At 66.5% G+C, this 22,154-nt stretch carries 19 protein-coding genes; 16 read left to right on the top strand and 3 right to left on the bottom strand.

Translation table 11 applies throughout. The features are described from left to right. Positions 1-11: 11 nt before the first annotated feature. A complete protein-coding gene (locus GSQ92_RS14200) occupies positions 12-2,642 on the bottom strand; it encodes an MMPL family transporter (RefSeq protein ID WP_158803820.1) in 2,631 nt (876 codons plus the stop codon). Positions 2,643-2,851: 209 nt separating this feature from the next. Next, the gene (locus GSQ92_RS31505) at positions 2,852-5,347 is read right to left on the bottom strand and encodes a mechanosensitive ion channel domain-containing protein (protein WP_158803819.1); all 2,496 of its coding nucleotides are present in this window, start codon (positions 5,345-5,347) and stop codon (positions 2,852-2,854) included. A gap of 138 nt (positions 5,348-5,485) precedes the next feature. Here GSQ92_RS31505 and GSQ92_RS14190 point away from each other — a divergent pair, with 138 nt between their 5' ends. Further along, positions 5,486-5,674 carry a twin transmembrane helix small protein gene (locus GSQ92_RS14190; RefSeq protein ID WP_158803818.1) on the top strand — a complete coding sequence of 63 codons (189 nt, stop codon included), beginning with the start codon at positions 5,486-5,488 and terminating at the stop codon, positions 5,672-5,674. Positions 5,675-5,687: 13 nt separating this feature from the next. Beyond that, positions 5,688-6,572 carry a 3-hydroxybutyryl-CoA dehydrogenase gene (locus tag GSQ92_RS14185; RefSeq protein WP_158803817.1) on the top strand — a complete coding sequence of 295 codons (885 nt, stop codon included), beginning with the start codon at positions 5,688-5,690 and terminating at the stop codon, positions 6,570-6,572. A gap of 87 nt (positions 6,573-6,659) precedes the next feature. On the opposite strand, the gene GSQ92_RS14180 is transcribed toward GSQ92_RS14185, so the two are convergent. After that, the gene (locus tag GSQ92_RS14180; protein ID WP_158803816.1) at positions 6,660-7,580 is read right to left on the bottom strand and encodes an MJ0042-type zinc finger domain-containing protein; all 921 of its coding nucleotides are present in this window, start codon (positions 7,578-7,580) and stop codon (positions 6,660-6,662) included. Between the two features lie 101 nt (positions 7,581-7,681). Between GSQ92_RS14180 and ftsE the strand changes: the two genes are divergently transcribed. The 14 genes from ftsE to rpoB all read left to right on the top strand — a co-directional run bounded on the left by ftsE (position 7,682) and on the right by rpoB (position 22,059). After that, on the top strand, positions 7,682-8,350 hold the full coding sequence (gene ftsE, locus GSQ92_RS14175) for a cell division ATP-binding protein FtsE (protein ID WP_158803815.1): 669 nt from the start codon (positions 7,682-7,684) through the stop codon (positions 8,348-8,350). Then, positions 8,343-9,302, top strand: coding sequence for an FtsX-like permease family protein (locus GSQ92_RS14170; protein WP_254065722.1), 960 nt, complete (start codon positions 8,343-8,345; stop codon positions 9,300-9,302). Before ftsE ends, GSQ92_RS14170 begins: the two co-directional genes overlap by 8 nt. 2 nt (positions 9,303-9,304) lie before the next feature. Then, positions 9,305-10,012, top strand: coding sequence for a YdcF family protein (locus GSQ92_RS14165; protein WP_254065724.1), 708 nt, complete (start codon positions 9,305-9,307; stop codon positions 10,010-10,012). Further along, a complete protein-coding gene (locus GSQ92_RS14160; RefSeq protein WP_158803813.1) occupies positions 10,009-10,767 on the top strand; it encodes a 1-acyl-sn-glycerol-3-phosphate acyltransferase in 759 nt (252 codons plus the stop codon). The genes GSQ92_RS14165 and GSQ92_RS14160 overlap by 4 nt, the downstream gene beginning before the upstream one ends. A gap of 176 nt (positions 10,768-10,943) precedes the next feature. Continuing rightward, the gene (locus GSQ92_RS14155) at positions 10,944-11,369 is read left to right on the top strand and encodes a hypothetical protein (RefSeq protein ID WP_158803812.1); all 426 of its coding nucleotides are present in this window, start codon (positions 10,944-10,946) and stop codon (positions 11,367-11,369) included. Next, complete coding sequence (rapZ, locus tag GSQ92_RS14150; protein ID WP_158803811.1) at positions 11,366-12,253, top strand: RNase adapter RapZ; 888 nt, start codon at positions 11,366-11,368, stop codon at positions 12,251-12,253. Before GSQ92_RS14155 ends, rapZ begins: the two co-directional genes overlap by 4 nt. 99 nt (positions 12,254-12,352) lie before the next feature. Beyond that, positions 12,353-12,772, top strand: coding sequence for a PTS sugar transporter subunit IIA (locus tag GSQ92_RS14145; RefSeq protein WP_158803810.1), 420 nt, complete (start codon positions 12,353-12,355; stop codon positions 12,770-12,772). After that, positions 12,769-13,083, top strand: a complete 315-nt coding sequence (locus GSQ92_RS14140; RefSeq protein WP_158803809.1) for an HPr family phosphocarrier protein — start codon at positions 12,769-12,771, stop codon at positions 13,081-13,083. Before GSQ92_RS14145 ends, GSQ92_RS14140 begins: the two co-directional genes overlap by 4 nt. Then, positions 13,070-14,932, top strand: coding sequence for a phosphoenolpyruvate--protein phosphotransferase (gene ptsP / locus GSQ92_RS14135; RefSeq protein ID WP_158803808.1), 1,863 nt, complete (start codon positions 13,070-13,072; stop codon positions 14,930-14,932). The genes GSQ92_RS14140 and ptsP overlap by 14 nt, the downstream gene beginning before the upstream one ends. A gap of 232 nt (positions 14,933-15,164) precedes the next feature. After that, positions 15,165-15,599 carry a 50S ribosomal protein L11 gene (gene rplK, locus GSQ92_RS14130; RefSeq protein WP_158803807.1) on the top strand — a complete coding sequence of 145 codons (435 nt, stop codon included), beginning with the start codon at positions 15,165-15,167 and terminating at the stop codon, positions 15,597-15,599. Between the two features lie 4 nt (positions 15,600-15,603). Next, complete coding sequence (gene rplA, locus GSQ92_RS14125) at positions 15,604-16,299, top strand: 50S ribosomal protein L1 (RefSeq protein WP_158803806.1); 696 nt, start codon at positions 15,604-15,606, stop codon at positions 16,297-16,299. Between the two features lie 314 nt (positions 16,300-16,613). Further along, entirely contained in the window at positions 16,614-17,132 is a 519-nt protein-coding gene (gene rplJ / locus GSQ92_RS14120) for a 50S ribosomal protein L10 (RefSeq protein ID WP_158803805.1), read from the top strand. Positions 17,133-17,224: 92 nt separating this feature from the next. Beyond that, complete coding sequence (rplL, locus tag GSQ92_RS14115; protein WP_158803804.1) at positions 17,225-17,599, top strand: 50S ribosomal protein L7/L12; 375 nt, start codon at positions 17,225-17,227, stop codon at positions 17,597-17,599. 251 nt (positions 17,600-17,850) lie between these two features. Continuing rightward, positions 17,851-22,059 (top strand): DNA-directed RNA polymerase subunit beta, encoded by a 4,209-nt coding sequence (gene rpoB, locus GSQ92_RS14110; RefSeq protein WP_159013623.1) that lies wholly within the window; start codon positions 17,851-17,853, stop codon positions 22,057-22,059. Positions 22,060-22,154 lie beyond the last annotated feature (95 nt).

Genomic DNA, 22,154 nt, shown 5'->3' with positions numbered 1-22,154 from the left:
CACCGGCGATCTTAAGATTCTCTGATATATTCCTCAGATTTCGTATCGCGCTTACGCGGGGCGCCCGGCGGCGGCACGGCGTAGAGCAGAGCCGTCTCGAAAACGAAGGTCGCCACCAGGGTGCAGCCCAGGCTGATGAGCAACAGCTTGCCCATGCTCGCCGTTCCAGGGTGATGCGAAAAAGCGAGCGATCCGAAAGCCGTGCCGGTCGTGAGGGCCGAGAACAGGATCGCCCGCGCGGTGGAGGAGGCGAGGAAACTCCGGTCCCCACGCGCCCAGTTCATCACGAAATAAAGGTTGAAGGAAACACCGACGCCCTGCAGCAGAGGCAAGGCGATGACATTGGCGAAGTTCAGCGGCAGCGGCAGCAGCACGATGACGATCACCGTCATCAGCGACGACAGCACCAGCGGCGCCAGGATCATCAGCACGTCGACCGGGCGCCGCAGCATGATGAACAGGATCGCCGCGATCGCAAACAGCGCCAGCACTGCCGCCTCTCGGAAGGCGCCGACAATGGTTTGAGCGCTGCGGATCACCGTGACCGCAGCACCGCCGGCGCCCGGCGCCACGGCCGTCACTTGCTGGACGAAGGCACGCAGCCCGGCGCTGTTGCGCGCGTTAGGCTGCGGCAGAATCTGGATGCGCGCCTGGCCGTCCGGCGTCACCCAGTCCTGCTTGAGGTCCTGCGGCAGGGTCGCGAAGGTGACCGGCTGCGCCGAGAGCGCGGTGCGCAGGCTGTCGAGTTCGGTCGGCAGGAAGCGGATGAGAGCCGTATTCGTCGCCATGAGCTGGGCATCCGACTCGCCGGCGAGCTTGGTCAGGTCGTCGCCGATCCGCAGCAGCGGACTGGTCGGCGGCAGATGGCTGCGGGCCGCCTCGATTTCCTTCTGGGCGGTTCGCGCCGCGATGCGGATATCGCCCGGCGTCACCGGCGCGGCGGGACCGGGGCTCAGGGTGGGCGCCAGGATCTGCGCGGTGTCGGCGATGGTTTCGAGCTTGGCCTGCTGATCCGAGGGCACGAAGCTCGTCACGCTGATCGCCTCGTGAACCAGCGGGAGCTTGCCGAGCCGGTCGGTGAGCGGGGCGGCGGCGGCGACCGAGGGCGCGATGACGTCAATCGAATAAGGGTTGGTGACAGGGTTGTTGATGAGTTCCCGCAGCGTGCGCATCGCCTCGCTATGCGGGTCCTGGGTGTCGAGCGGATCGCTATCGAAGTTCAACCGCGGCAGCAGGATGACGGCGATCACCGCCAGGGCCGCGAAGACGCCGAGGACCACGCGATGGTGGCGCCGCAGCAGGGTGTCCGCTGGGGCGAGGGAGCCAAAACCGACCTCGCCGGATTCCGCGGGCAGGCGCAGCAGGGTGATCATCGCAGGCAGGAACGTCACCGAACAGGCGAAGGCGATCAGCATGCCGACGCCGGCGATGAGACCGAGTTCGGCGACGCCGATGAAATTGGTCGGCACGAAGGCGAGGAAGCCAGCCGAGGTCGCGAGTGCCGCGAGTAGCACCGAGGTTCCCGCCTTGGTCATGGTCACCGCGAGCGCGGTGGCGGTATCGACGTCGGTCCGGCGCTCATCGCGGTAGCGCACGCAAATCTGGATCGCGAAGTCGATCGCGAGGCCGACGAACAGCACGGCAAAGGCGACGGAGATCAGGTTGAGCGTGCCGATAGCTAGCGCCGCGAAGCCGGTGGTGACGAAAAGTCCCAGCACCAGCGTGAGCAGAATTGCCACGATGTAGCGGACGCGGCGCACCGCGAGCACCAACCACAGTATGATGAGGATGAGCGTCACCACGCTGTCGATGACGATGCCCTGGGTCAGGGAGGCGAATTGCTGGTCGGCGAGGGCGATCTGGCCGGTGAGCTGGAGGGAGGCGCGGCCGTCGCGGATATCGGGCACGGACGCGGCGATGCGGCGGAGCGCGTCGGTGGCGGCGGCGCCGGGCTCGATATTGTTATAATCCTGCACCGGCTGGATGAGCACGAAGCGATAGGGCCCGGCGCGATCACTGAGGCCGCCGCCGAGCAGCCGCTGCCAGGACAGCGGCTCCGGCTTGCCGCCTGAGGCCGCGACGAGGCCGTTATGGAAGCCATTCAAGGCGGTGTCATAGGGCGAGATATTGACCTGCCCCGCCGCCGCGCCCTGGCCGATCAGGCCAATCGCGGTGAGAAGGCCGCGCATCGAAGGGTCGGCCGCGAGTTGCCCGATGAAGGGCTGCGCCTGGATGAGATTGTTCAGCAAGGCGTTGAGGTCAGCGAGCGACAGAAACAGCAGCCCCTCGGTCTTGAAAAAGGGCAACGCATCCGGCCGGCGCACGGTCCTGAAATGTGCGGGGTCGGCGGCGGCCGCCTTGGCGATGGCGCTGGCGGCCGCATCCGCCTCCTCGGGGGTGGCACCCTGCACCACGCCGACGATCAGGTCGTTATATTGCGGGAAGAGCTTGTCCATCGCGATCTGCGCATGGCGCCACGGCAGGCGAGGCGAGAAGAGGTTATCCGTGTCGGTGTCGATCCTGAGGTGCCGCGCGGTGAACATCGCGCAGCCGATCGCCACGAGCAGGGCGAGGAGAACCACCAAAGGTGCGCGGCGGCTGCTGAATCGCGCGGTCGCCGCAAGCTTCGTCTGCACCCACATAATCGACCCAATCCTCGCCCGGCGTAGTGCCGGCGCCGATCACGCCGACGTCAATGGTAAGCGGCGCCCGCAATACTGGATCGCACCAGAGGCGTGAAGCCTTTAGAAATCGTTTCCAGTTGGACGCGCGGAATCGGCCTGGTTCGCTGCCGCTATCGTCATGCCCGGCTTTCGCGAAGATGACGTGACGCCGGTCTCTGCTCGCCAACTCAACCCGCCGGCGCAACGCGAATGCCAGCGGGAGCTGCTTCCCGCTCCGGAGCCGCTGGCGTCGCCTCGACCGGGCGGCGGGGGGCCGACATTTCTACGCCCATCGCGGCGAAGCGGATCTGGATGCGGCGGTTGAATTCGCGCGCCACGGCGCCTCGGCTGAACGGGCCGGTGCGGATGCGGCAGTTGATGGTGAGGCCGCGCTCGCCGAAATTATCGACGCCCTGCATCTCGATATCCGTGAGGATCAGCGGCTGCCAGGTCGGCTCGCGGCGCATCTCAGCCACGATGTCGCGCAGCGCGCCCATCACCTCGTCGGGGTCCTCGCTGTAGGACACCGTGAGCTTGGCGACCGCATAGGCGAAGTCCCGCGTCATGTTGGTGACGCTGCTGACGGCGCTGAAGGGCACCAGATGGACCGACCCGTCCTCCGACCGCAGCCGGATACTGCGGATCGAGAGATGCTCCACGACGCCGGTCAGCCCGGCGAGGGAGACGACATCCCCGACCTGCACCGCATCCTCAAGCAGCAGGAAGAGGCCGTTGATGAGGTCCTGCACCAGTTTCTGCGAACCGAAACCGACCGCGATGCCGATCACCCCGGCGCCGGCCAGCAGCGGCGCGATATTCACCCCGATCTCGCTGAGCGCCACAAGGAACAGGACGATGGCGAAGACCACGATGAGAGCGGTGCGCAGCATCGGCAGCAGGGTGCGGAGACGCGCCGCGCGGCTGCGCTTGCCCTCCCGCTCCAGCCGGTCGATGCGGTGGCCGAGACCCGCATTGGCCAGTTCCCAGGCGACCAGGGCGGCGATGAAAGTGGCGATAACATTGACCAAGGCGCTGACGATGCGGCCGCCGAGCGGCCCGCTGGTCAGCCAGCCCCAGGGGTCGAGGCCCCAGCCTTGCAACAAAGCAAAGACGGCGAAGACCAGGATGATGGCGGCGACACCGCCGCGCAGCAGCGCCTCGTAGCGGCGGAGCCGGATGCGGAAGGTGGAGCGCGGCGGCTCGTCCTCCTCCGCCGGGCTCGCCAGCCGTCCGACGAGACCTTGGCCGGATAAAGTGAGGAAGCGAGCGACGCCGAGCACGACGGCGGTCACGACAATGAAGCGAATCACTTCCTCGAAGGCATTTGGGATGTCTAGCACCCGGACGATCCAGACCGCGACGAGGTAGAAGACCGCGACGAGATACCAGCTCCGGGCGAAGGCACCGCGTAGCCTGGCGCCCTTTGCGCCCGGTAGAGGCCGCAGCCAGGCGGTGATGGCGGCGCGTTCCTGGATGATCATGGCAAGTGCCAGAAGATGCACCACCAGCACGACGAGCTTGACGAGCGCCGCCTGCGCCGAAAGCGACAGGCCGAAGACGAGGCAGACGCGAATGATGGCGTGGCCCACCGTCACCGTCGCTACCAGCCGCAGCAGCCATTGCAGCACGGAAACAGCCTGCGGGCTGGTGAGGCGGAAGGAGCGCAGCGCGTCGCTATCGGGCGTCAGCAGAACCCGGAGCCCGGACATGATGAGGCGCGTGACGAGATAGGCATTGGCGATTGCGCCGATTGTCAGGCGGTCGACCTGGTTATTCGGGATGATGAGGCTGAACAGAATGAAGACCACCAGGGCGAAAGCCTGGGTCGGCAGGAACTCCAGCACGAAATAGCCGGCGAGCGCCGGGAGGCGCCTGAGGAACAGCCGCTGAGCCACACGCTGCCGCCGGGTTTCGAGATCGACCCCGGCCTCGGCCCGCGACGCGCGGGCGATGCGCAGCCGGGCTTCCGCCCAGCTCAGCAGGGCACGGCGCGGACGGCGCAGCGCCCAGCCGAGGAGGTAATCGGCCGCTATGCCGCAGCCGAGAATGAGCGCGATTTCCCACAACAGGCGCGGGATCTGCGCCCGCACCCAGGAATCGCGCCAGGTGATCCCGACCCAGGCGCCAAGGGCGCGCGCTTGCTCCTGAAAATCTAGGCCGTGCCGCATGCCATTGGCGACGGCGGCAACCTTCGACGAGGCATCCGCCAGCAGCTCGGCCCCGAGGCTATCCGCTTGCAGGGGGATCTTGAGGTGGTCGGCGAGCGAGGTGTTCTTGGCGGGCGCCGGCGGCGCGGCGGCCGGTGGCGTGCCAGGCTTTGCCGGTGGTGCGGGGGTCGCCACATTGGCGGCAGGCGGCCCCGGCGCGGCCGAATTTGCAGCGGGCGGAGCCTCGGGTGGTTTCGCCGCAGCGGGAACCGGGGGAGCAGAGGCCACGGCAGCGCTTGGCGGCAAGCCAGCCGCGATCGCTTGCAGCGTATCGATGAAGTCACGCCGCCGCGCCGGATCCTGGAGCACGGAGAGAACGTGGCGGGCCTGGTCGGCGCTGATCGCAGGCGGTGCGGCGCTGTCAGCTGCCCCAGCGGACCGCCCCGGCAGTGCCGCTAGGCAGAGGATGAGGGACAGCAGCGCCAGACGCGGAACGAACGGGAGGCGGGGCGCGAAACGGGCAAGCGACAGGGTCAAGAGCGTAATGTTCCCAAGGACGATGGCGGACAGACGCGCCGCGACTGCGGCAGTATTTTGGCCGCGCGGGTGTGACGCTCGTTACGGCAGGCGTGACCGGGCTGCCAGCCCCCTGGCTTTATGCTTTAAGCTCCGGCCGTGAAGACATTTCTGACGGTCCTGCTGATCCTCACCATGATGGGCGTCGTCGCGACGCTGGTCGCGGGTGTCGGCGGCATGATCAAGGGCAGCGGCAATCCGCGCCGGTCCAACCGGCTCATGCAGCTCCGCGTTCTGCTGCAAGGCCTGGCGATCGCGATCGTCGCCATCCTCCTCATGATGCGCTGAACGGGAGCACGCGATGACGGCAAAGGCGATCGAGACCATCGGCGTCATTGGCGCGGGCCAGATGGGGCAGGGCATCGCGCAAGTCTCGGCGGTGGCCGGGCTCGGCGTCACGCTGCTGGATGTGGCACCGGAGGTGCTGGAGCGCGCCCTGGCGGCGATCGACCGCAATCTCGGGCGGCAGGAGCAGAAGGGCATACTGACGGCGGAGGCGCGGGGCGCGGCCCGCGCGCGCATCCGGACGGCGACGGAGAATGCCGGGCTCAGCGGCTGCGATCTGGTGATCGAGGCGGCGACGGAGCGCGAGGAGGTCAAGCTCGCGATCCTCAAGGGGCTCGTGCCGCATCTCAAGCCGGCGGCGCTGATCGCGTCCAACACCTCCTCGATCTCGATCACCCGGCTGGCCGCCGCGACGGACCGGCCCGAGCGGGTGATCGGCATGCATTTCATGAACCCCGTGCCGGTGATGAAGCTGGTCGAGGTCATCCGGGGCATCGCCACCAGCGACGCGACCTTCGAGACGGTGAAGGCGCTGGCCGAACGCATGGGCAAAACGGTGGCGGTGGCGCAGGACCACCCGGCTTTCCTGGTCAACCGCATCCTGGTGCCGATGATCAACGAGGCGGTGTTCGCGCTGGCGGATGGTGTGGGATCCGTGGCGGCGATCGACACGGCGATGAAGCTCGGCACCAATCAGCCGATGGGGCCGCTGGAACTAGGCGATTTCATCGGGCTCGACACCTGCCTCTCGATCATGCGGGTGCTGCATAGCGAGCTAGGGGAGGATAAGTATCGCCCCTGCCCGCTGCTGGTGAAATATGTCGAGGCGGGCTGGGTCGGCCGTAAAGCGAAGCGCGGCTTCTATGATTACGCCGAGAATCCGCCCCGCCCGACGCGCTGACGATCCGTCATGGCACGCCTTCGCCGAGCATGACGTGGTGGGGCGAGCATAGTTCAGATTGAATACGTGCTGATCTACGCGGAAAGGTTAAAACCCGATCGCCCTGTAGAGACCGGCAAGCGCCGGGAGCGCGGTCACGATCTGTTCCTTGCACAGGATGACGGCGGCGAAGGCCGCGAGGATGACGGCAAGTAGCAAAACCACCGGCACCCAGCCGCCGCTCGACCGGCTCGGAGAACGATAGTCCAGTTCGGCGGAGAGCAGGCGCTCCTCGGCGTCCGGGCCGCGCGGGTTCCCGCTTTCAGCCACCTCCGAGAAAAGCCGCCGCGTCGAGGGTCCTGCCGCCGGGGTGGCCAAGCGAGGTGCCGCGGCTGCCGCGCGGAGGCCGGAGGGCGCGGGTTCTCGCCGATCCGTCACCACCCGCTCGGGCGACCCCTCAGCAATCTGCGGCCGAAGCGAGGGGCCGGCGGTTCGCTGATCGGCCTTCGCGGAGGATTTGCGCGCCCGTTCGCGCGCCAGATCCTCGGGGCGCATCTTGGCGATCTCGATCTGCGCAAGCGCCACCCCACCGCCCGTAATATCTCCGGTCTTGATGTCCCCGGCTTTGATGACGCCGGCCTTGATGACGCCGCTCCTCACCGGCTCGGTCTTTGCGGGCTCCGTCCTGACCGGTTCGGCCTTGACGAGATCGGCACTAACAGGCGCGGCCTCGACCCGAACGGGGGCGGGCGGAACGACAACGCGTTCAACCTGTGCGGGTGCCGGTTCGGTCGCCTGCTTGGGCGGGGCGACCTCGGATGTTAGTTCCATGACCGCCGGGGCCGCAGCTGGAGAAGCCATCACGGTCCATTGAAAACCGCAGCGGTTGCACCGGACGTCCCGTGACTGGCTGAACAGCGTGTCCGGCGCGTCATAGGCTGCGCTGCATTCCGGGCAGACAAGGCGCATCAGCTGCGACACATCTTCATTATAAGGCGCTCCCTGGGCGAGGGGGCGGATTGTGGCCAAGTGACGCTCCGCGTGCAATCCTGATCGCAACCTGGGTTACCGGGTCGTTCTGCAACCTTTCGCTGAAAGTGGCCGCGCCGCGCCATGCCTAGGCCGCCCCGATGATACGGCTCGAAGACGTTGGGCTGCGATACGGGCGCGGGCAAACCCCGGTCGAGGTTCTGCACGACCTCACCTTTCAGGTGCCCGAAGGGGGCTTTCGCTGGTTGATGGGACCTTCCGGCGCGGGCAAGACCAGCCTGCTCCGGCTGATCTACCTGGCCGTGCGGCCAAGCCGTGGCCGGCTCTTTGTCCAGGGTGTCGATATCGGCCGGGCGGAGCGTCGCGTGCTGCCGCGCCTGCGCCGCCGCATCGGTGTGGTCTTTCAGGATTTCCGCTTGCTGCCCCATCTCACCGCCTTCGAGAATGTCGCCCTGCCATTGCGCATCGCCGGCCGGCCCGAGGGCCAGATCCGGGCCGATGTCACGGAGATGCTGCGCTGGGTGGGGCTTGCCGGCAAGCTCGATTCGAGGCCGCATCAATTATCGGGCGGCGAGCAGCAGCGCGTAGCGATCGCCCGTGCGGTGATCGGCCGGCCCCGGCTTCTGCTGGCCGACGAACCGACCGGCAACCTTGACGACGCGCAGGCGGAGCGGCTGATGCAGCTCTTCCATGAGCTCAACCGCCTCGGCACCACGGCAATCGTCGCGACCCATAATGATGCGCTGGTCGCCCGGCATCCCGAGCGGGCCCTGCGGCTCGATCACGGCCGGCTGGTCTCGGATGGCTAAGGCGCCGCGCGGTTCCGCCAGGCGCCAAGCGGCGCAGGATCGCCGGCTGCGGCCTTCGGGCTTCGACGATCTCGGGCTCCGCCGCGCGATCTCGGACCGGCTGCTGCCGCTGCTGGTCGCCGCCATGGCCTTCCTGGCCGCCCTCGCCTTCGCCGGCGCCCTGGCGACGGCAACGCTCGCCGAGCATTGGCGCCAGGGTGCCGCCGCCGAACTCACGGTGCAGGTACCCAGCCCGACGGAACCGGCCCAAGGCGGCAAGGGCACGCGGCTAGACGCCGTCCTCGCCATTCTCCGCGCGGATGCCGGGGTGAGCAACGCCACGCCGATGAGCGCTTCGGATCTCGGCGATTTGCTGCGGCCATGGCTCGGCGCGCAGGGCGATAGCCTGGCGCTGCCCTTGCCGGCGGTGGTCACTGTGCAGCTGGTCGCGGCGGGCGCGACGCCGCCCGCCTTGAACGAGCGCCTCGCCGCCGTCGCGCCCGATACGGCGGTGGAAAGCGCCGATGTCTGGGCGACGCGGCTTTCCGCCCTGGCGCGCAGCCTCCAGGCTTGCGCGGCGGTGGCTCTGATGGTGGTGGTGGCCGTCGCCATCGCGGTCGTCGCGGTCGCGACGCGGGCGGGGCTGTCGGCGCGGCGGGAGGCGATCGAGATCGTCCATGGCCTCGGCGCCACCGATTCCTATATCGCGCGCAGCTTTGCCCGGCGGGCGATGCGGCTGGCGGGACTGGGAGGCGCGGGCGGCGCCGCCGCCGCGCTGCCCGTTCTGCTGTGGCTCGCCTTCCTCGCGGCACCCTTCGCGGAGGGCGGCAGCGTGCCGACGGCCGACCAGCCGCTGATTGCCTTGCCTTTGCCGCTCTGGATCGCGCTGCCGGCCCTGCCTTTCGCCGCGGCGGCGATCGGATTCGTGACGGCCGAGGGCACGGTGCGGCGCTGGTTGAGGCGGCTGCCTTGACGATGCCACACCGTCAGGCAGCCACGCGTGCCTCGGCCAAACCGCCCAGCCGCGCGAAGGCCGCCAGGCCGCCACCCGTAAAGCCCGCGAAACCCGCGACCCCCCGGCGGCGGAACCTGCTGTGGCGGGCGATCGGCGTTCTGCTCGGCGCCATCGTGCTGTGCTGGTGCGGCGGCTTCCTGTGGTTCCTGCTCAATACCTACTCGCCCTCGGTGCCGCCGGTGCATGCCGACGGCATCGTCGTGCTGACCGGCGGCGGGGAGCGGCTGAAGACCGCGTTTCAGCTTCTGTCGGAGCAACGCGCGGACCGGCTGCTGATTTCCGGCGTGCCGGAGGGCGTCGGTTTGAACGATGTCGCGCGGTCCACCCATCTGGCGCCGCCGCCCGAGGGAACCCACGTCACGGTCGGCCATCAGGCGCTGACGACACTCGGCAATGCCGAGGAAACGGCGGCCTGGGCTCAGCGCCACAGCATCCATTCGTTGATCGTGGTGACCGCCGGCTATCACATGCCGCGCGCGCTGCTCGAGTTGTCACGCGTCATGCCGGGGGTCAGGCTCTACCCGATGCGCGTGCAGCCGCCGGCGATCTATGACGGCGCGAAAGTCCAGATCTGGCGGCTGCTGCTCGGCGAATACACCAAGTGGCTGCTGGCGCAGCTCGATGCGTCGCGCGGGGTTGAGATCCTGCGGCAGGCCGGAAACGCATGAGGCAGGTGCGCCTCTGGGCGGCGTCGTTGCTGTTCAACTTCCTGTTCTTCCTGGTCACCGCCGCCTTCACGGTGCAGGGCATCTGGCTGCTAAGGCGCGGGCATCCCGACCGGCTGGTCGGCGTCGGCGCCGCCTGGGCGCGCAGTGTCCTGCTGCTGCTCCGCGGTCTCTGCGACATCCGCGTTGTGGTCTCCGGCATCGAGCACATCCCGAAGGACGGCCCGGCGGTCATCGCATCAATCCACCAATCCGCCTTCGATACCTGTGTCTGGATGCTGTTGCCGCGCCCGAGCTACGTGCTGAAGCGCGAGTTGCTGAGCCTGCCCGGTTTCGGCGCCCTTATGGCACCAGCCGGCATGATCGTGGTGGACCGCACGGGCGGCGGCGCCGCCATCCGGCATCTCATGCGCGCCGGCGCCGCGGCAGCAGCCGAGGGACGGCGGATCATCATCTTCCCGGAAGGCACGCGGGGCCGTCCGGGCGAAGCAAGGGTGCTGCATCCGGGCGTGGCCGCGCTGGCCGCGGCGACGAAAGCGCCGATCATTCCGGTCGCGACCAACTCGGGCAGCCATTGGGGCCGCCGGTCTTTCCTCAAGCGCCCTGGCGTGATCCGGCTCGAGATCGGCGCGCCGATTGCCCCGGATCTGGGTCGCTCCGCCCTTCTCACTGCCATCGAAGAGGCTTGGGAGAGGCTGGAAACGAAACTCGCCGAAGCTGTGGATAAGCCTGTGGAGCACAGCCGCGAGATTTTCTGATTCGAGTCTAGGCTGGCACGCTACATAGCTGATTTGTTTGAGGAAATTTCCTCCCCAATGTGGTCCATTTCACTGCTTGAGACGATGGGGATGAAACGCGGTGCGAACGCCAAGTCTTTGGCAGTCCGGGCTTTTCACTTCACAACCGAAGCCGAAGCCGTCACATTCAGTAACTAATGCTGATGCATGCCAGTTGTGCCGGGCGCGAGGATAAGGGGATCTTGCTCACAGGACCCTCTGGCTCGGGCAAGTCGGACCTCCTCCTCCGTCTCCTCGACCGTGGATTCATGCTCGTTGCTGACGATCAGGTTGATATTGGTGCTGATGGTCTGGCCCGCGCACCCGATACACTTGCGGGACTTCTCGAGGTCGCGGGGCTTGGCCTGATGCGCCTGCCCTTTCTCAAGGAAATTCGCCCGGTTCTGGTCGCTGAACTCGGGCCGTCTGTCCCCCGGCTGCCCGGACCGGAACGCGACACTATGCTCGGCCTGCCGCGCCTCCGGCTCGATCCGCGCGGCGCTTCGGCAGCGGCCCGGCTCGCGCTCGCCTTCGATTGCCTGCTCGGCCGTGCGAGCATGACAGTCGGCGCCTTCGCCGCATGACCGGACGTCGCATCGTCGTGGTGACCGGTCTTTCGGGCGCCGGCAAATCCTCGATCCTCCATGCCTTTGAGGACCTTGGCTACGAGACGATCGACAATCCCCCGGTTTCGCTGCTCGACGAACTGCTGTCCCAGACCGACCGGCCGCTGGCCATCGGCATCGACGCCCGCACCAGGGGTTTCGTGGCGGAAACGATCCTCGCCGCGCTCGACCGGCTGCGGGCGAATCCCGAGCTTGCCCCCGAACTGGTATTCGCTACCGCCAACGAGGGCGCGCTGCTGCGCCGCTATACCGAGACGCGGCGGCGGCATCCGCTGGCCCCACGCGGCCAGGTCCGAGATGGCATCGCGGCGGAAAGTGCGCTGACCGAGCCGTTGCGGATCGGCGCGGACCTGATGCTGGACACCTCCAACCTGGCGCCGCAGGCGTTGCGGCAGATCATCGGCGAGCGTTTCGGGGTGGCTGCCTCCGAGGGCCTTAACCTGACGTTGATGTCCTTCGCCTATCGTGGCGGCTTGCCGGCCGAGGCCGATATGGTCTTCGACGCCCGCTTCCTGCGCAATCCTCACTATGACCCGACGCTGCGCGCTTCCACTGGTCTTGAGGCAGCGGTCGGAGCATATGTAGCCTCGGATCCTGACTGTGCAGCCTTTCAGGAAGCGATTAACGGCATGGCTTCACTGCTGCTGCCGCGTTTTGTGCAGGAAGGCAAAAAATACGTGACTTTGGCCATTGGCTGCTCCGGCGGCCGCCATCGTTCCGTATTCCTTATAGAAGCGCTTGCTAGGGTTCTGAGGGAGAGCGGCTGGAAGCCCATCATTGTGCATCGCGAGCTTGATCGCCTTGAACAAAAGTCAGAGATGGCCGGATCAGCCGCCGCATGACCGCCGCTGGAGAAGCATTCGCTTATCCATTTCGCATTTACGGAGAGCATGACCATATTGGTCACGCTCTAGGGGCCAAGGGAGGCCACTGAAACCATCATGATCGGGCTCGTGCTCGTCACTCACGGCCATCTTGCCGAGGAGTTGCGTTTGGCCATGGAGCATGTCGTCGGCCCCCAAAGGGGCGTGGAGACCGTGTGTATCGGTCCCGACGACAACATGGAGGACCGGCGCCGCGACATAAGGGCGTCGATCGACAGGGTGGATGCCGGGGATGGCGTCGTGTTGCTGACCGACATGTTCGGCGGCACTCCGAGTAACCTTGCGATCTCTCTTATGGACCGCCGAGATGTCGAAGTTATTGCAGGCGTGAATCTGCCGATGTTGGTCAAGCTCGCCAAGGTTCGCGGTGAGCGGAACCTCGCCAGCGCCGTCGTCTGTGCCCAGGACGCGGGACGAAAATACATCGCTTGCGCCTCGAATGTGCTGCAGGGCTTGCGGGCCGGCAGCGGCAAATGAGCGAGGCCGGCGCGCCGGAGACGAGCCCAAGTGGCGAGCCGATCCTGCGCCGCCAGATACGCATTCCCAACCGCCGTGGACTACATGCCCGAGCCGCCGCCAAGCTGGTGACGACGGCCGAGCAGTTCGGCGCCGTGGTCGAGGTGTCGCGCGACGGCCAGACTGTCGCGGCCCGCTCGATCATGGGTCTCATGATGCTCGGTGCCGGACATGGCAGCATCATCGAGGTGACCGCCGAGGGTTGGGACGCCAAGGAAGCACTGGATGCCGTGGCCTCGTTGATCGAGGCCGGCTTCCATGAGCAAGACTGACAGCCGGCGCCCGGCCGGTTCCGGGACCGCCGAACCCAGCCCCCCTCATCATGGCGCGCCTCATAGCGAGCGGTCGTCGGTCGAGCATCGCCTGACCGGCATCGCGGTCGGATCAGGCATCGCCATCGGCCCCGCTTATCTCTTCGAGGATCACACCCCCGACCTGCCGCCCCGGATGGTGGCGGAGGATGAGACAGCCGGCGAAATCGCGCGGCTGGACGATGCGGTCAGCCGGTCGCGCCGCCAGCTCGGCAAGCTTCGCGCTCAGCTTACGGTCTTGCCCGATGAGGGCAGGACGGAGCTGGAGCCGCTGATCGACGCCTATCTCCGCATGATCGGCCCCTCCCGCCTGCTGCGGGCCGTGCGCCGCCTGATCCAGGAACATCTCTTTTCCGCGGAAACCGCCGTCGCCGCCGAGACTGAGTCATTGGCGGAGGCCGTGCTGCAAGGCACCGACGAAGACCGCGACGGGCTGCGGCGCCGGGCGGACGAAATTCGCGAAATCGGTCGCCGCCTCATCCGCAACCTCACCGAGACGCCCTTCCAGAGTTTCGCGAAACTCGCCCAGGGCACGGTTCTGGTGGTGGACCACCTGCGCCCCGCCGATGCCGCTCTGCTCAGCCCGGCCCGGATGGCGGGAGTGGTGACGGCGGAGGGCGGTGCTGACGGCCATACGGGGGTGATGCTGCGAGCGCTTGGTATTCCCGCGGTGCTCGGCGCGGCCGGTGTCACGGCGATGGTGCATATCGGCGATACCCTCGTGGTAGACGGCAATAACGGGGAGGTGGTGATCCATCCGTCGGCCGCGACGATGGCGGCGGCGCGGCGGACCTCGGCGGCTTTCGCGCGGGAACGGCAGAAGCTGGCACAACTGCGCCGCCTGCCGGCCGAGACCACGGACGGCCAGATCATCGACCTGCACGCCAATCTCGAAGTGCCGCTGGAACTGCCGCTCATCGCCCAAGCGGGAGTCGATGGCATCGGGCTGCTGCGGACCGAGTTCCTGTTCATGAACCGGCAGAAGATCCCCAGCGAGGACGAGCAGACCGAAGCCTATGTCGCGGTAATCGAGGCGATGGGTGGCGATCCGGTGACCATCCGTGTGCTCGACTGGGGTGGCGAGAAGGAGATCGAGGCGCTGGCCGCCATCGGCATTGGCGACGGGCCGCCTCGGCTGAACCCGGCGCTGGGCCTGCGCGGGTTGCGCATGCTGCTGCGCCATCCTGAGCTGCTGGAGACCCAACTCGCCGCCATCATCCGCGCGGCGGCTGTCGGACCGGTACGTATACTGTTGCCGATGGTCACCAATATCGCCGAGGTCCGCGCGACCCGCGAAATCTATACGCGCGTGCTGAAGCGGCTGCGGCGCCGCAAGGTTGATCTGCCGGAGCGGCAGCCGCCCCTCGGGATTATGATCGAGACGCCGGCGGCGGCGCTTTCGGCCGATGCCCTGGCGCTGGAGGCGGATTTCTTCGCGATCGGCACCAACGACCTTACCATGTATGCGATGGCGGCCGACCGCGCCGGGGCGGAGGTGGCGTCGCTCTACGATCCGCTGCATCCGGGCGTATTGCGCCTGGTGCAGTTCACCGCGGAGGCAGGGCTGCGGCTGCGCAAGCCGGTCTCGGTCTGCGGCGAGATGGCGGGGAACCCCAAGCTCGCACCGCTGCTCATGGGCCTGGGTCTCCGCTGCCTCAGCATGAATGCGAGTTCGGTGCCGAAGGTGAAGCTGGTCGTGCGCACGGTCTCGATCGACGATTGTGTCCGCCTGGCGCGGAAGGTGATGGAGCAGACCGAGGCCGCCGAGATCCGCGCGCTGGTGGAGGCTTTTGCGGAGCGTTCGGCTTAGCGGGCCTCAGCCTAGCTGCCCGGCGCCCCCGAGCGCCTCGTCATGCTCGGCGAAGGCGGGATTGCGGTGGAACGTGCATGGCTGCTCACCTGCGTTCGTCAAGAGGTGTCGCTGGACTCGCGCGGGGCGATCCTCTATCAGCCGCGTCTCATCGGAACGCGGGAGAAGCTCGGGCGACCGGCTTCGCATGTACCGCGGTCCTTAATCCGTCCCACAGACAGGATCGAGGGTCATGGCGAAAAAAGTCGTCGGCTACGTCAAGCTGCAGATACCGGCCGGGAAGGCCAATCCGTCTCCGCCCGTCGGCCCAGCGCTCGGTCAGCGCGGCCTGAACATTATGCAGTTCTGCAAGGAATTCAACGCCGCGACGCAGGGCATGGAGCCCGGCATGCCGATCCCCGTCGTCATCACGGCCTATGGCGACCGCACCTTCACCTTCATCCTCAAGACCCCGCCCAATACCTATTTCCTGATGAAGGCTGCGGGCATCAAGAAGGGCTCGACGACCACCGGCAAGGGCGCGACCGTCGGCCGCGTGACCATGAGCCAGCTGCGCGAGATCGCGGCCACGAAGATGATCCATATGAATGCCAACGATGTGGAAGGCGCCGTGAGCATGCTCGCCGGTTCCGCCCGATCGATGGGCCTTGCGGTGGTGGAGGGCTGATCCGATGGCCAAGAACAAGCGCCTCGCCGCCGGTTACGCCGCTTTCGACCGCGAGAAGACCTATTCCCTCGCCGAGGCCGTCAAGCTGGTGAAGGGCAATGCCCGCGCCAAGTTCGACGAGACGGTTGAATTCTCGATGAACCTCGGCATCGATCCGCGCCATGCGGACCAGATGGTGCGCGGTCTCATCAGCCTGCCGAACGGCACCGGCAAAACCCTGCGCATCGGCGTCTTCGCGCGCGGCCCCAAGGCCGAGGAAGCACTGGCCGCTGGTGCCGATGTCGTCGGCGCCGAGGATCTGGCCGAGAAGGTCCAGGCCGGCGAGATCGCCTTCGATCGCTGCATCGCGACGCCGGACATGATGGCCCTCGTCGGCCGCCTCGGTAAGATCCTCGGGCCGCGTGGCCTGATGCCGAACCCGAAGCTCGGCACCGTGACGATGGACGTTAAGGGCGCCGTTTCAGCCGCCAAGGCTGGCCAGGTTGAGTTCCGCGCCGAGAAGGCGGGCATCATCCATGCCGGCATCGGCAAGGCGAGCTTCGACGAGCAAAAGCTGCTGGAGAATATCCGGGCGCTGGCCGATGCCGTGACGCGCGCGAAGCCTGCGGGCGCCAAGGGCACCTATGTCCAGAAGGCCGCGCTGAGCTCCTCGATGGGGCCCGGCATAAGCGTGGACGTGGCAAGCCTCACCGCCAGCTAGCGGCAAGAAATTCGTCCGGGTCGCGAGGCCCGGACGGGCAGGAGGGGGGGACCCCTCCGAACCTGTCCAAGACCAGACGTGCTCGCTGCCCGGTGACGGGACGGCGCGCTTAAGGAGCCGCCAGGGCTCGCGGATGGGAGACGGGGAAGCCAGGGATCACAACGGGCGGCGCGAGGCGCGGCGCCCGAGGCGAGGCTTTGGCGGTTCCGGCTGATCGGACAGGCGAACCGGGCAGGTGCGGAGTTTCGGCTCCGTCTGCCCATGGGTAACCCGGCCCTCGGGAAGTTCCTGAGGGATTTTGTGGCGGAGTTAGTATGGACCGTACGGAGAAGCAGGAGTTCGTCGCTTCCCTCGCGGCGGTCTTCGCGGAAACGTCGATGGTGGTCGTTACCCGGAATAATGGGCTGACGGTTGCTGAAGTGACGGATCTGCGTCGGCGCATGCGGGCGGAAGGGGTGACCTTCAGGGTAACCAAAAACCGTCTGGCCAACCTCGCCCTGGATGGGACCCGATTCGATAGCATCAAGACCCTGCTGAAGGGACCGATCGCGCTTGCGTGGTCAAAGGACCCTGTGGCGGCGGCGAAGGTGTCTGTCGAGTTCGCCAAGACCAACGAGAAGTTCGTCGTCATCGGCGGCGCGCTCGGAACCCAGGCGCTTGATGCGACTGGGGTGAAGGCGCTCGCTGAACTGCCGTCGCTTGATGCGCTACGTGCTTCGCTGGTGGGTCTGATTCAGACCCCTGCCACGCGGATCGCGAGCGTCGTTCAGGCGCCGGCCGGCAATCTCGCGCGGGTCTTCGGGGCCTATGCCAGGAAGGACGAGGCGGCCTGACAACAGGCGTGCCGATCCTCTGGAATGCCAGGCCGGTAAAGAACCGGCTTGCATTGAACCGACCGAAGTTTACATAATAGGAACACATAAACATGGCCGATCTGACCAAGCTGGTGGACGAGCTCTCCAGCCTCACTGTGCTTGAGGCTGCCGAACTGTCGAAGCTGCTCGAGGAGAAGTGGGGCGTTTCCGCCGCCGCGCCGGTGGCCGCCGCCGCCGCTGCCCCTGCCGCCGCTGCCGCGGTGGTCGAGGAGCAGACCGAGTTCACCGTGATCCTCGCCAAGGTCGGCGAGAAGAAGATCAACGTGATTAAGGAAGTTCGCACCATCACGGGCCTTGGCCTGAAGGAGGCGAAGGATCTCGTCGAGGCCGCGCCGAAGCCCGTCAAGGAAGGCGTGACCAAGGACGAAGCCGAGAAGATCCGCAAGGTTCTGGAAGAGAATGGGGCTTCTGTCGAGGTCAAGTAATCGACCCATCCGGGGTCCTCACGGGCGCCGGGTGGCACAAGACTGAGCGTGAGGGGTGGGAATCAACGTGATTTCCACCCCGTCCGCGGTTCTAGGACCGCGTAGCTGAGAGAGAGACGGCAGGGTGCGCCAGGCGATGGGGCACGCGGCCGGTCGTGGCGCCCGCGAGACCGAAACTGGGCGCCGCAGGACTACGGACACCGCACGGCACTTGTCCGGGGCGGTTGGGAAATCGAGGGCTAAGGGCAGGCATGAACGCGATTTCAGGTGGCTTGAACAACTCCTTCACCGGACGCAAGCGGATTCGCAAGAGCTTCGGGCGGATTCCCGAAGTCGCTCCGATGCCGAATCTCATCGACGTGCAGCGTTCGAGCTACGAAGCTTTTCTCCAGATGAACGTGCCGCCCGACAGCCGCACCCTGACCGGGTTGCAGGAGGTCTTCAAGTCCGTCTTTCCGATAGACGACTTCGCGGGGCGCGGCCGGCTGGAATTCGTCTATTACGAGCTGGAAGAGCCGAAATACGACGTCGAGGAATGCATTCAGCGCGGCATGACCTTTGCCGCGCCGCTGAAGGTGGTGCTGCGCCTCATCGTCTGGGATGTGGACGAGGACACCGGCAGCCGCTCGATCCGCGATATCAAGGAGCAGCCCGTCTATATGGGCGACCTGCCCCTGATGACGGATAACGGCACCTTCGTGATCAACGGCACGGAGCGCGTCATCGTCAGCCAGATGCATCGCAGCCCGGGCGTGTTCTTCGACCACGACAAGGGTAAGACGCATTCCAGCGGCAAGTTCCTGTTCGCCTCGCGCGTCATCCCCTATCGCGGCTCCTGGCTCGACTTCGAGTTCGACAGCAAGGACCTCGTCTACGTCCGCATCGACCGCAAGCGGAAGCTGCCGGTCAGCACGCTGCTCTATGCGCTCGACAGCGAGAAGACCGTGGCGCTGCGCGCCGCCCGCGCCGCCAAGGGCGAGACCGTGGATATCGGCGAGATCGAGGGCATGGGCGCCGAGGAGATCCTCAGCACCTTCTACGGCCAGGTCGTCTATACGCATGGCGCCAAGGGCTGGGCGCGTCCCTTCGACCCCGATGCGTTTCGCGGCATGAAGCTGTTCGAGAACCTGGTCGATGCCGAGACCGGCGAGATCGTCGCCAAGCCTGAAGAGAAGATGACGCAGCGGCTCGCCCGCCGCATCGGCGAGAAGACCAAGGAGGTTCTGGCCAGCCGGCTCGACCTGCTCGGCCGCTACATGGCGATAGACCTGGTGAATGACGACACCGGCGAGATTTTCGTCGAGGCCGGCGAGGAGCTGACCGAGGCGAAGCTTACGGCGCTCGAGGAGGCCGGGGTCAAAAGCCTGCCGACCCTCGCGATCGATCAGAGCAAGGGTCCCTGGATCCGCAACACGCTCTCGGTGGACAAGAACAGCAACCGCGACGACGCGCTGATCGACATCTACCGCGTCATGCGCCCCGGTGAGCCGCCGACCAGCGAGACGGCGGAAGCGCTGTTCCGTGGCTTGTTCTTCGATCCCGACCGCTACGACCTATCGGCCGTCGGCCGCGTGAAGATGAACATGCGTCTCGGCGTGCATGCCGAAGACACCGTCCGCATTCTGCGCAAGGAGGACGTGCTCAAGACCGTCCAGATCCTCTGCGAGCTGAAGGACGGCCGCGGCTCGATCGACGACATCGACAATCTCGGCAATCGCCGGGTGCGTTCCGTCGGCGAGCTGATGGAGAACCAGTATCGCGTCGGCCTGCTCCGCATGGAGCGCGCCATCCGCGAGCGCATGGGTTCGGTCGATATCGACACGGTGATGCCGCACGATCTGATCAACGCCAAGCCGGCGGCGGCCGCCGTGCGGGAGTTCTTCGGCTCCTCGCAGCTCAGCCAATTCATGGACCAGACCAACCCGCTCTCGGAAGTGACGCATAAGCGCCGCCTCTCCGCGCTCGGGCCGGGGGGTCTGACCCGCGAGCGCGCCGGCTTCGAGGTGCGCGACGTGCATCCGACGCATTACGGCCGCATCTGCCCGATCGAGACGCCGGAAGGCCCGAATATCGGCTTGATCAACTCGCTGGCGACCTACGCCAAGGTGAATAAATACGGCTTCATCGAGACGCCGTATCGCCTGGTGAAGGATGGCGAGATCAGCGAAGGCTGGAAATACCTCTCTGCCATGGAGGAGGAGAAGCTGATCGTCGCCCAGGCGGATGTGCCGGTGAATGGCAACCGCTTCGCCGAGGATCTGGTTTCCGTTCGTCATCAGGGCGACTTCCGCCTGGTTCCGCCGGATCAGGTGACGGCGGTGGACGTATCACCGCGCCAGCTCGTGTCCGTGGCCGCCGCGCTCATTCCGTTCCTTGAGAATGATGACGCGAACCGCGCGCTGATGGGCTCGAACATGCAGCGGCAGGCCGTGCCCCTCATCCGCGCCGATGCTCCGCTCGTGGGCACTGGCATGGAAGCGGCGGTGGCGCGGGATTCGGGTGCGACCATCATCGCGCGGCGTGGCGGCGTGATCGACCAGATCGACGGCGCGCGTATCGTGGTGCGGGCGGCTTCCGTGGATGGCACGACCGGCGGCGTCGATATCTACCGGCTGCGCAAGTTCATGCGCTCCAACCAATCGACCTGCATCAATCAGCGGCCGCTGGTGCGCGTGGGCGACCGCGTGCAGGAAGGCGACATCATCGCGGACGGTCCCTCGACCGAACTCGGTGAGCTCGCACTGGGCCGCAACGTGCTCTGCGCCTTCATGCCGTGGAATGGTTACAACTTCGAAGACAGCATCCTGATCTCGGAGCGCATCGCGCGCGACGACGTGTTCACCTCCATCCACATCGAAGAGTTCGAAGTGATGGCGCGCGACACGAAGCTCGGCCAGGAAGAGATCACGCGCGACATCCCGAATGTCGGCGAGGAAGCGCTGCGGAACATGGATGAGGCCGGCATCGTTTATGTCGGCGCGGAAGTGAACCCGGGCGATATCCTGGTCGGCAAGGTCACGCCGAAGGGCGAGAGCCCGATGACGCCGGAGGAGAAGCTGCTTCGCGCCATCTTCGGCGAGAAAGCTTCCGACGTGCGCGACACCTCGCTGCGCCTGCCGCCGGGCGTTTCCGGCACCATCGTTGATGTCCGCGTCTTCAGCCGCCGTGGCGTGGACAAGGACGAGCGTTCGATGGCGATCGAGCGCGCCGAGGTCGAGCGTCTGGCCAAGGATCGCGACGACGAGAAGGCGATTCAGGAGCGCAGCTTCCTCAACCGCATGAAGGAGAAGCTGCTGGAGCGTAAGGCGTCCGGCGGCTTCAAGGGCATCAAGGCCGGCACCGTGCTGACCGAGGAAGTCCTGGCCGAACACCCGCGCGGCACGATGCGCCACATGGGTGTGCAGGACGACGCCGTGATGGCCGAGATCGAGACGCTGAAGCGGGAGTTCGATGCCAGCGTGCATCGCCTGCAGCAGCGCTTCGAGAATAAGGTCGACAAGCTGCAGCGCGGCGACGAGCTGCTGCCCGGCGTGATGAAGATGGTCAAGGTCTTCGTGGCCGTGAAGCGCAAGCTTCAGCCCGGCGACAAGATGGCCGGCCGCCATGGCAATAAGGGCGTGGTCAGCCGCGTGACGCCGATCGAGGACATGCCGTTCCTCGAGGACGGCACGCATGTCGATCTCGTGCTCAATCCGCTGGGCGTGCCGAGCCGCATGAACGTCGGCCAGATTCTGGAGACGCATCTGGGCTGGGCCTGCGCGGCGCTGGGCAAGCAGGTCGGTGATCTCGTTGAGCAGTATCGCCGCACGGGCGCGCATCAGCAGGAGCTGCTGGATCGCCTCAAGGACATCTATGGCGACAAGGTGTTCCGCGACGACATCGCGAATATGTCCTCGGCGCAGCTGACGGAGCTTGGCGACAACCTCAAGAAGGGCATTCCGATCGCGACGCCGGTTTTCGACGGCGCGCGGATGGCCGACATCGAGGACATGCTGCGCCTCGCGGGTCTCGAATCCTCCGGCCAGGTGGTTCTCACCGACGGCCGCACGGGCGAGCCCTTCGAGCGCAAGGTCACTGTCGGCTACATCTACATGCTCAAGCTTCACCACTTGGTGGACGACAAGATCCACGCGCGTTCCATCGGCCCGTACAGCCTCGTGACCCAGCAGCCGCTGGGCGGCAAGGCGCAATTCGGCGGGCAGCGCTTCGGCGAGATGGAGGTCTGGGCGCTCGAGGCTTACGGCGCCGCCTATACGCTGCAGGAGATGCTGACGGTGAAGTCGGACGACGTGTCCGGGCGCACCAAGGTCTACGAGGCGATTGTCCGCGATCAGGACAACTTCGAGGCCGGTGTGCCAGAGAGCTTCAACGTGCTGACCAAGGAGCTGAAATCCCTTGTTCTGAACGTCGAACTCGACACCGAAGAGCATCGCACCCGCACGGGGCAACTGACCAATTGATGACGGGACGCGGCTTCGGCCGCGATTCCGTGACGACTGGATGCGTGGACTCCGCCTGCCGCCGGCTCATCCCGGCGTGCGGCGCGGCCTGAAGG

The organism is Acidisoma sp. S159, assembly GCF_009766125.1.
In the GTDB taxonomy this organism is placed as follows: Bacteria; Pseudomonadota; Alphaproteobacteria; order Acetobacterales; family Acetobacteraceae; genus Acidisoma.
The sequence above is the reverse complement of the archived record's forward strand: the minus strand, read 5'-3'. Positions and strand labels throughout refer to the sequence as shown.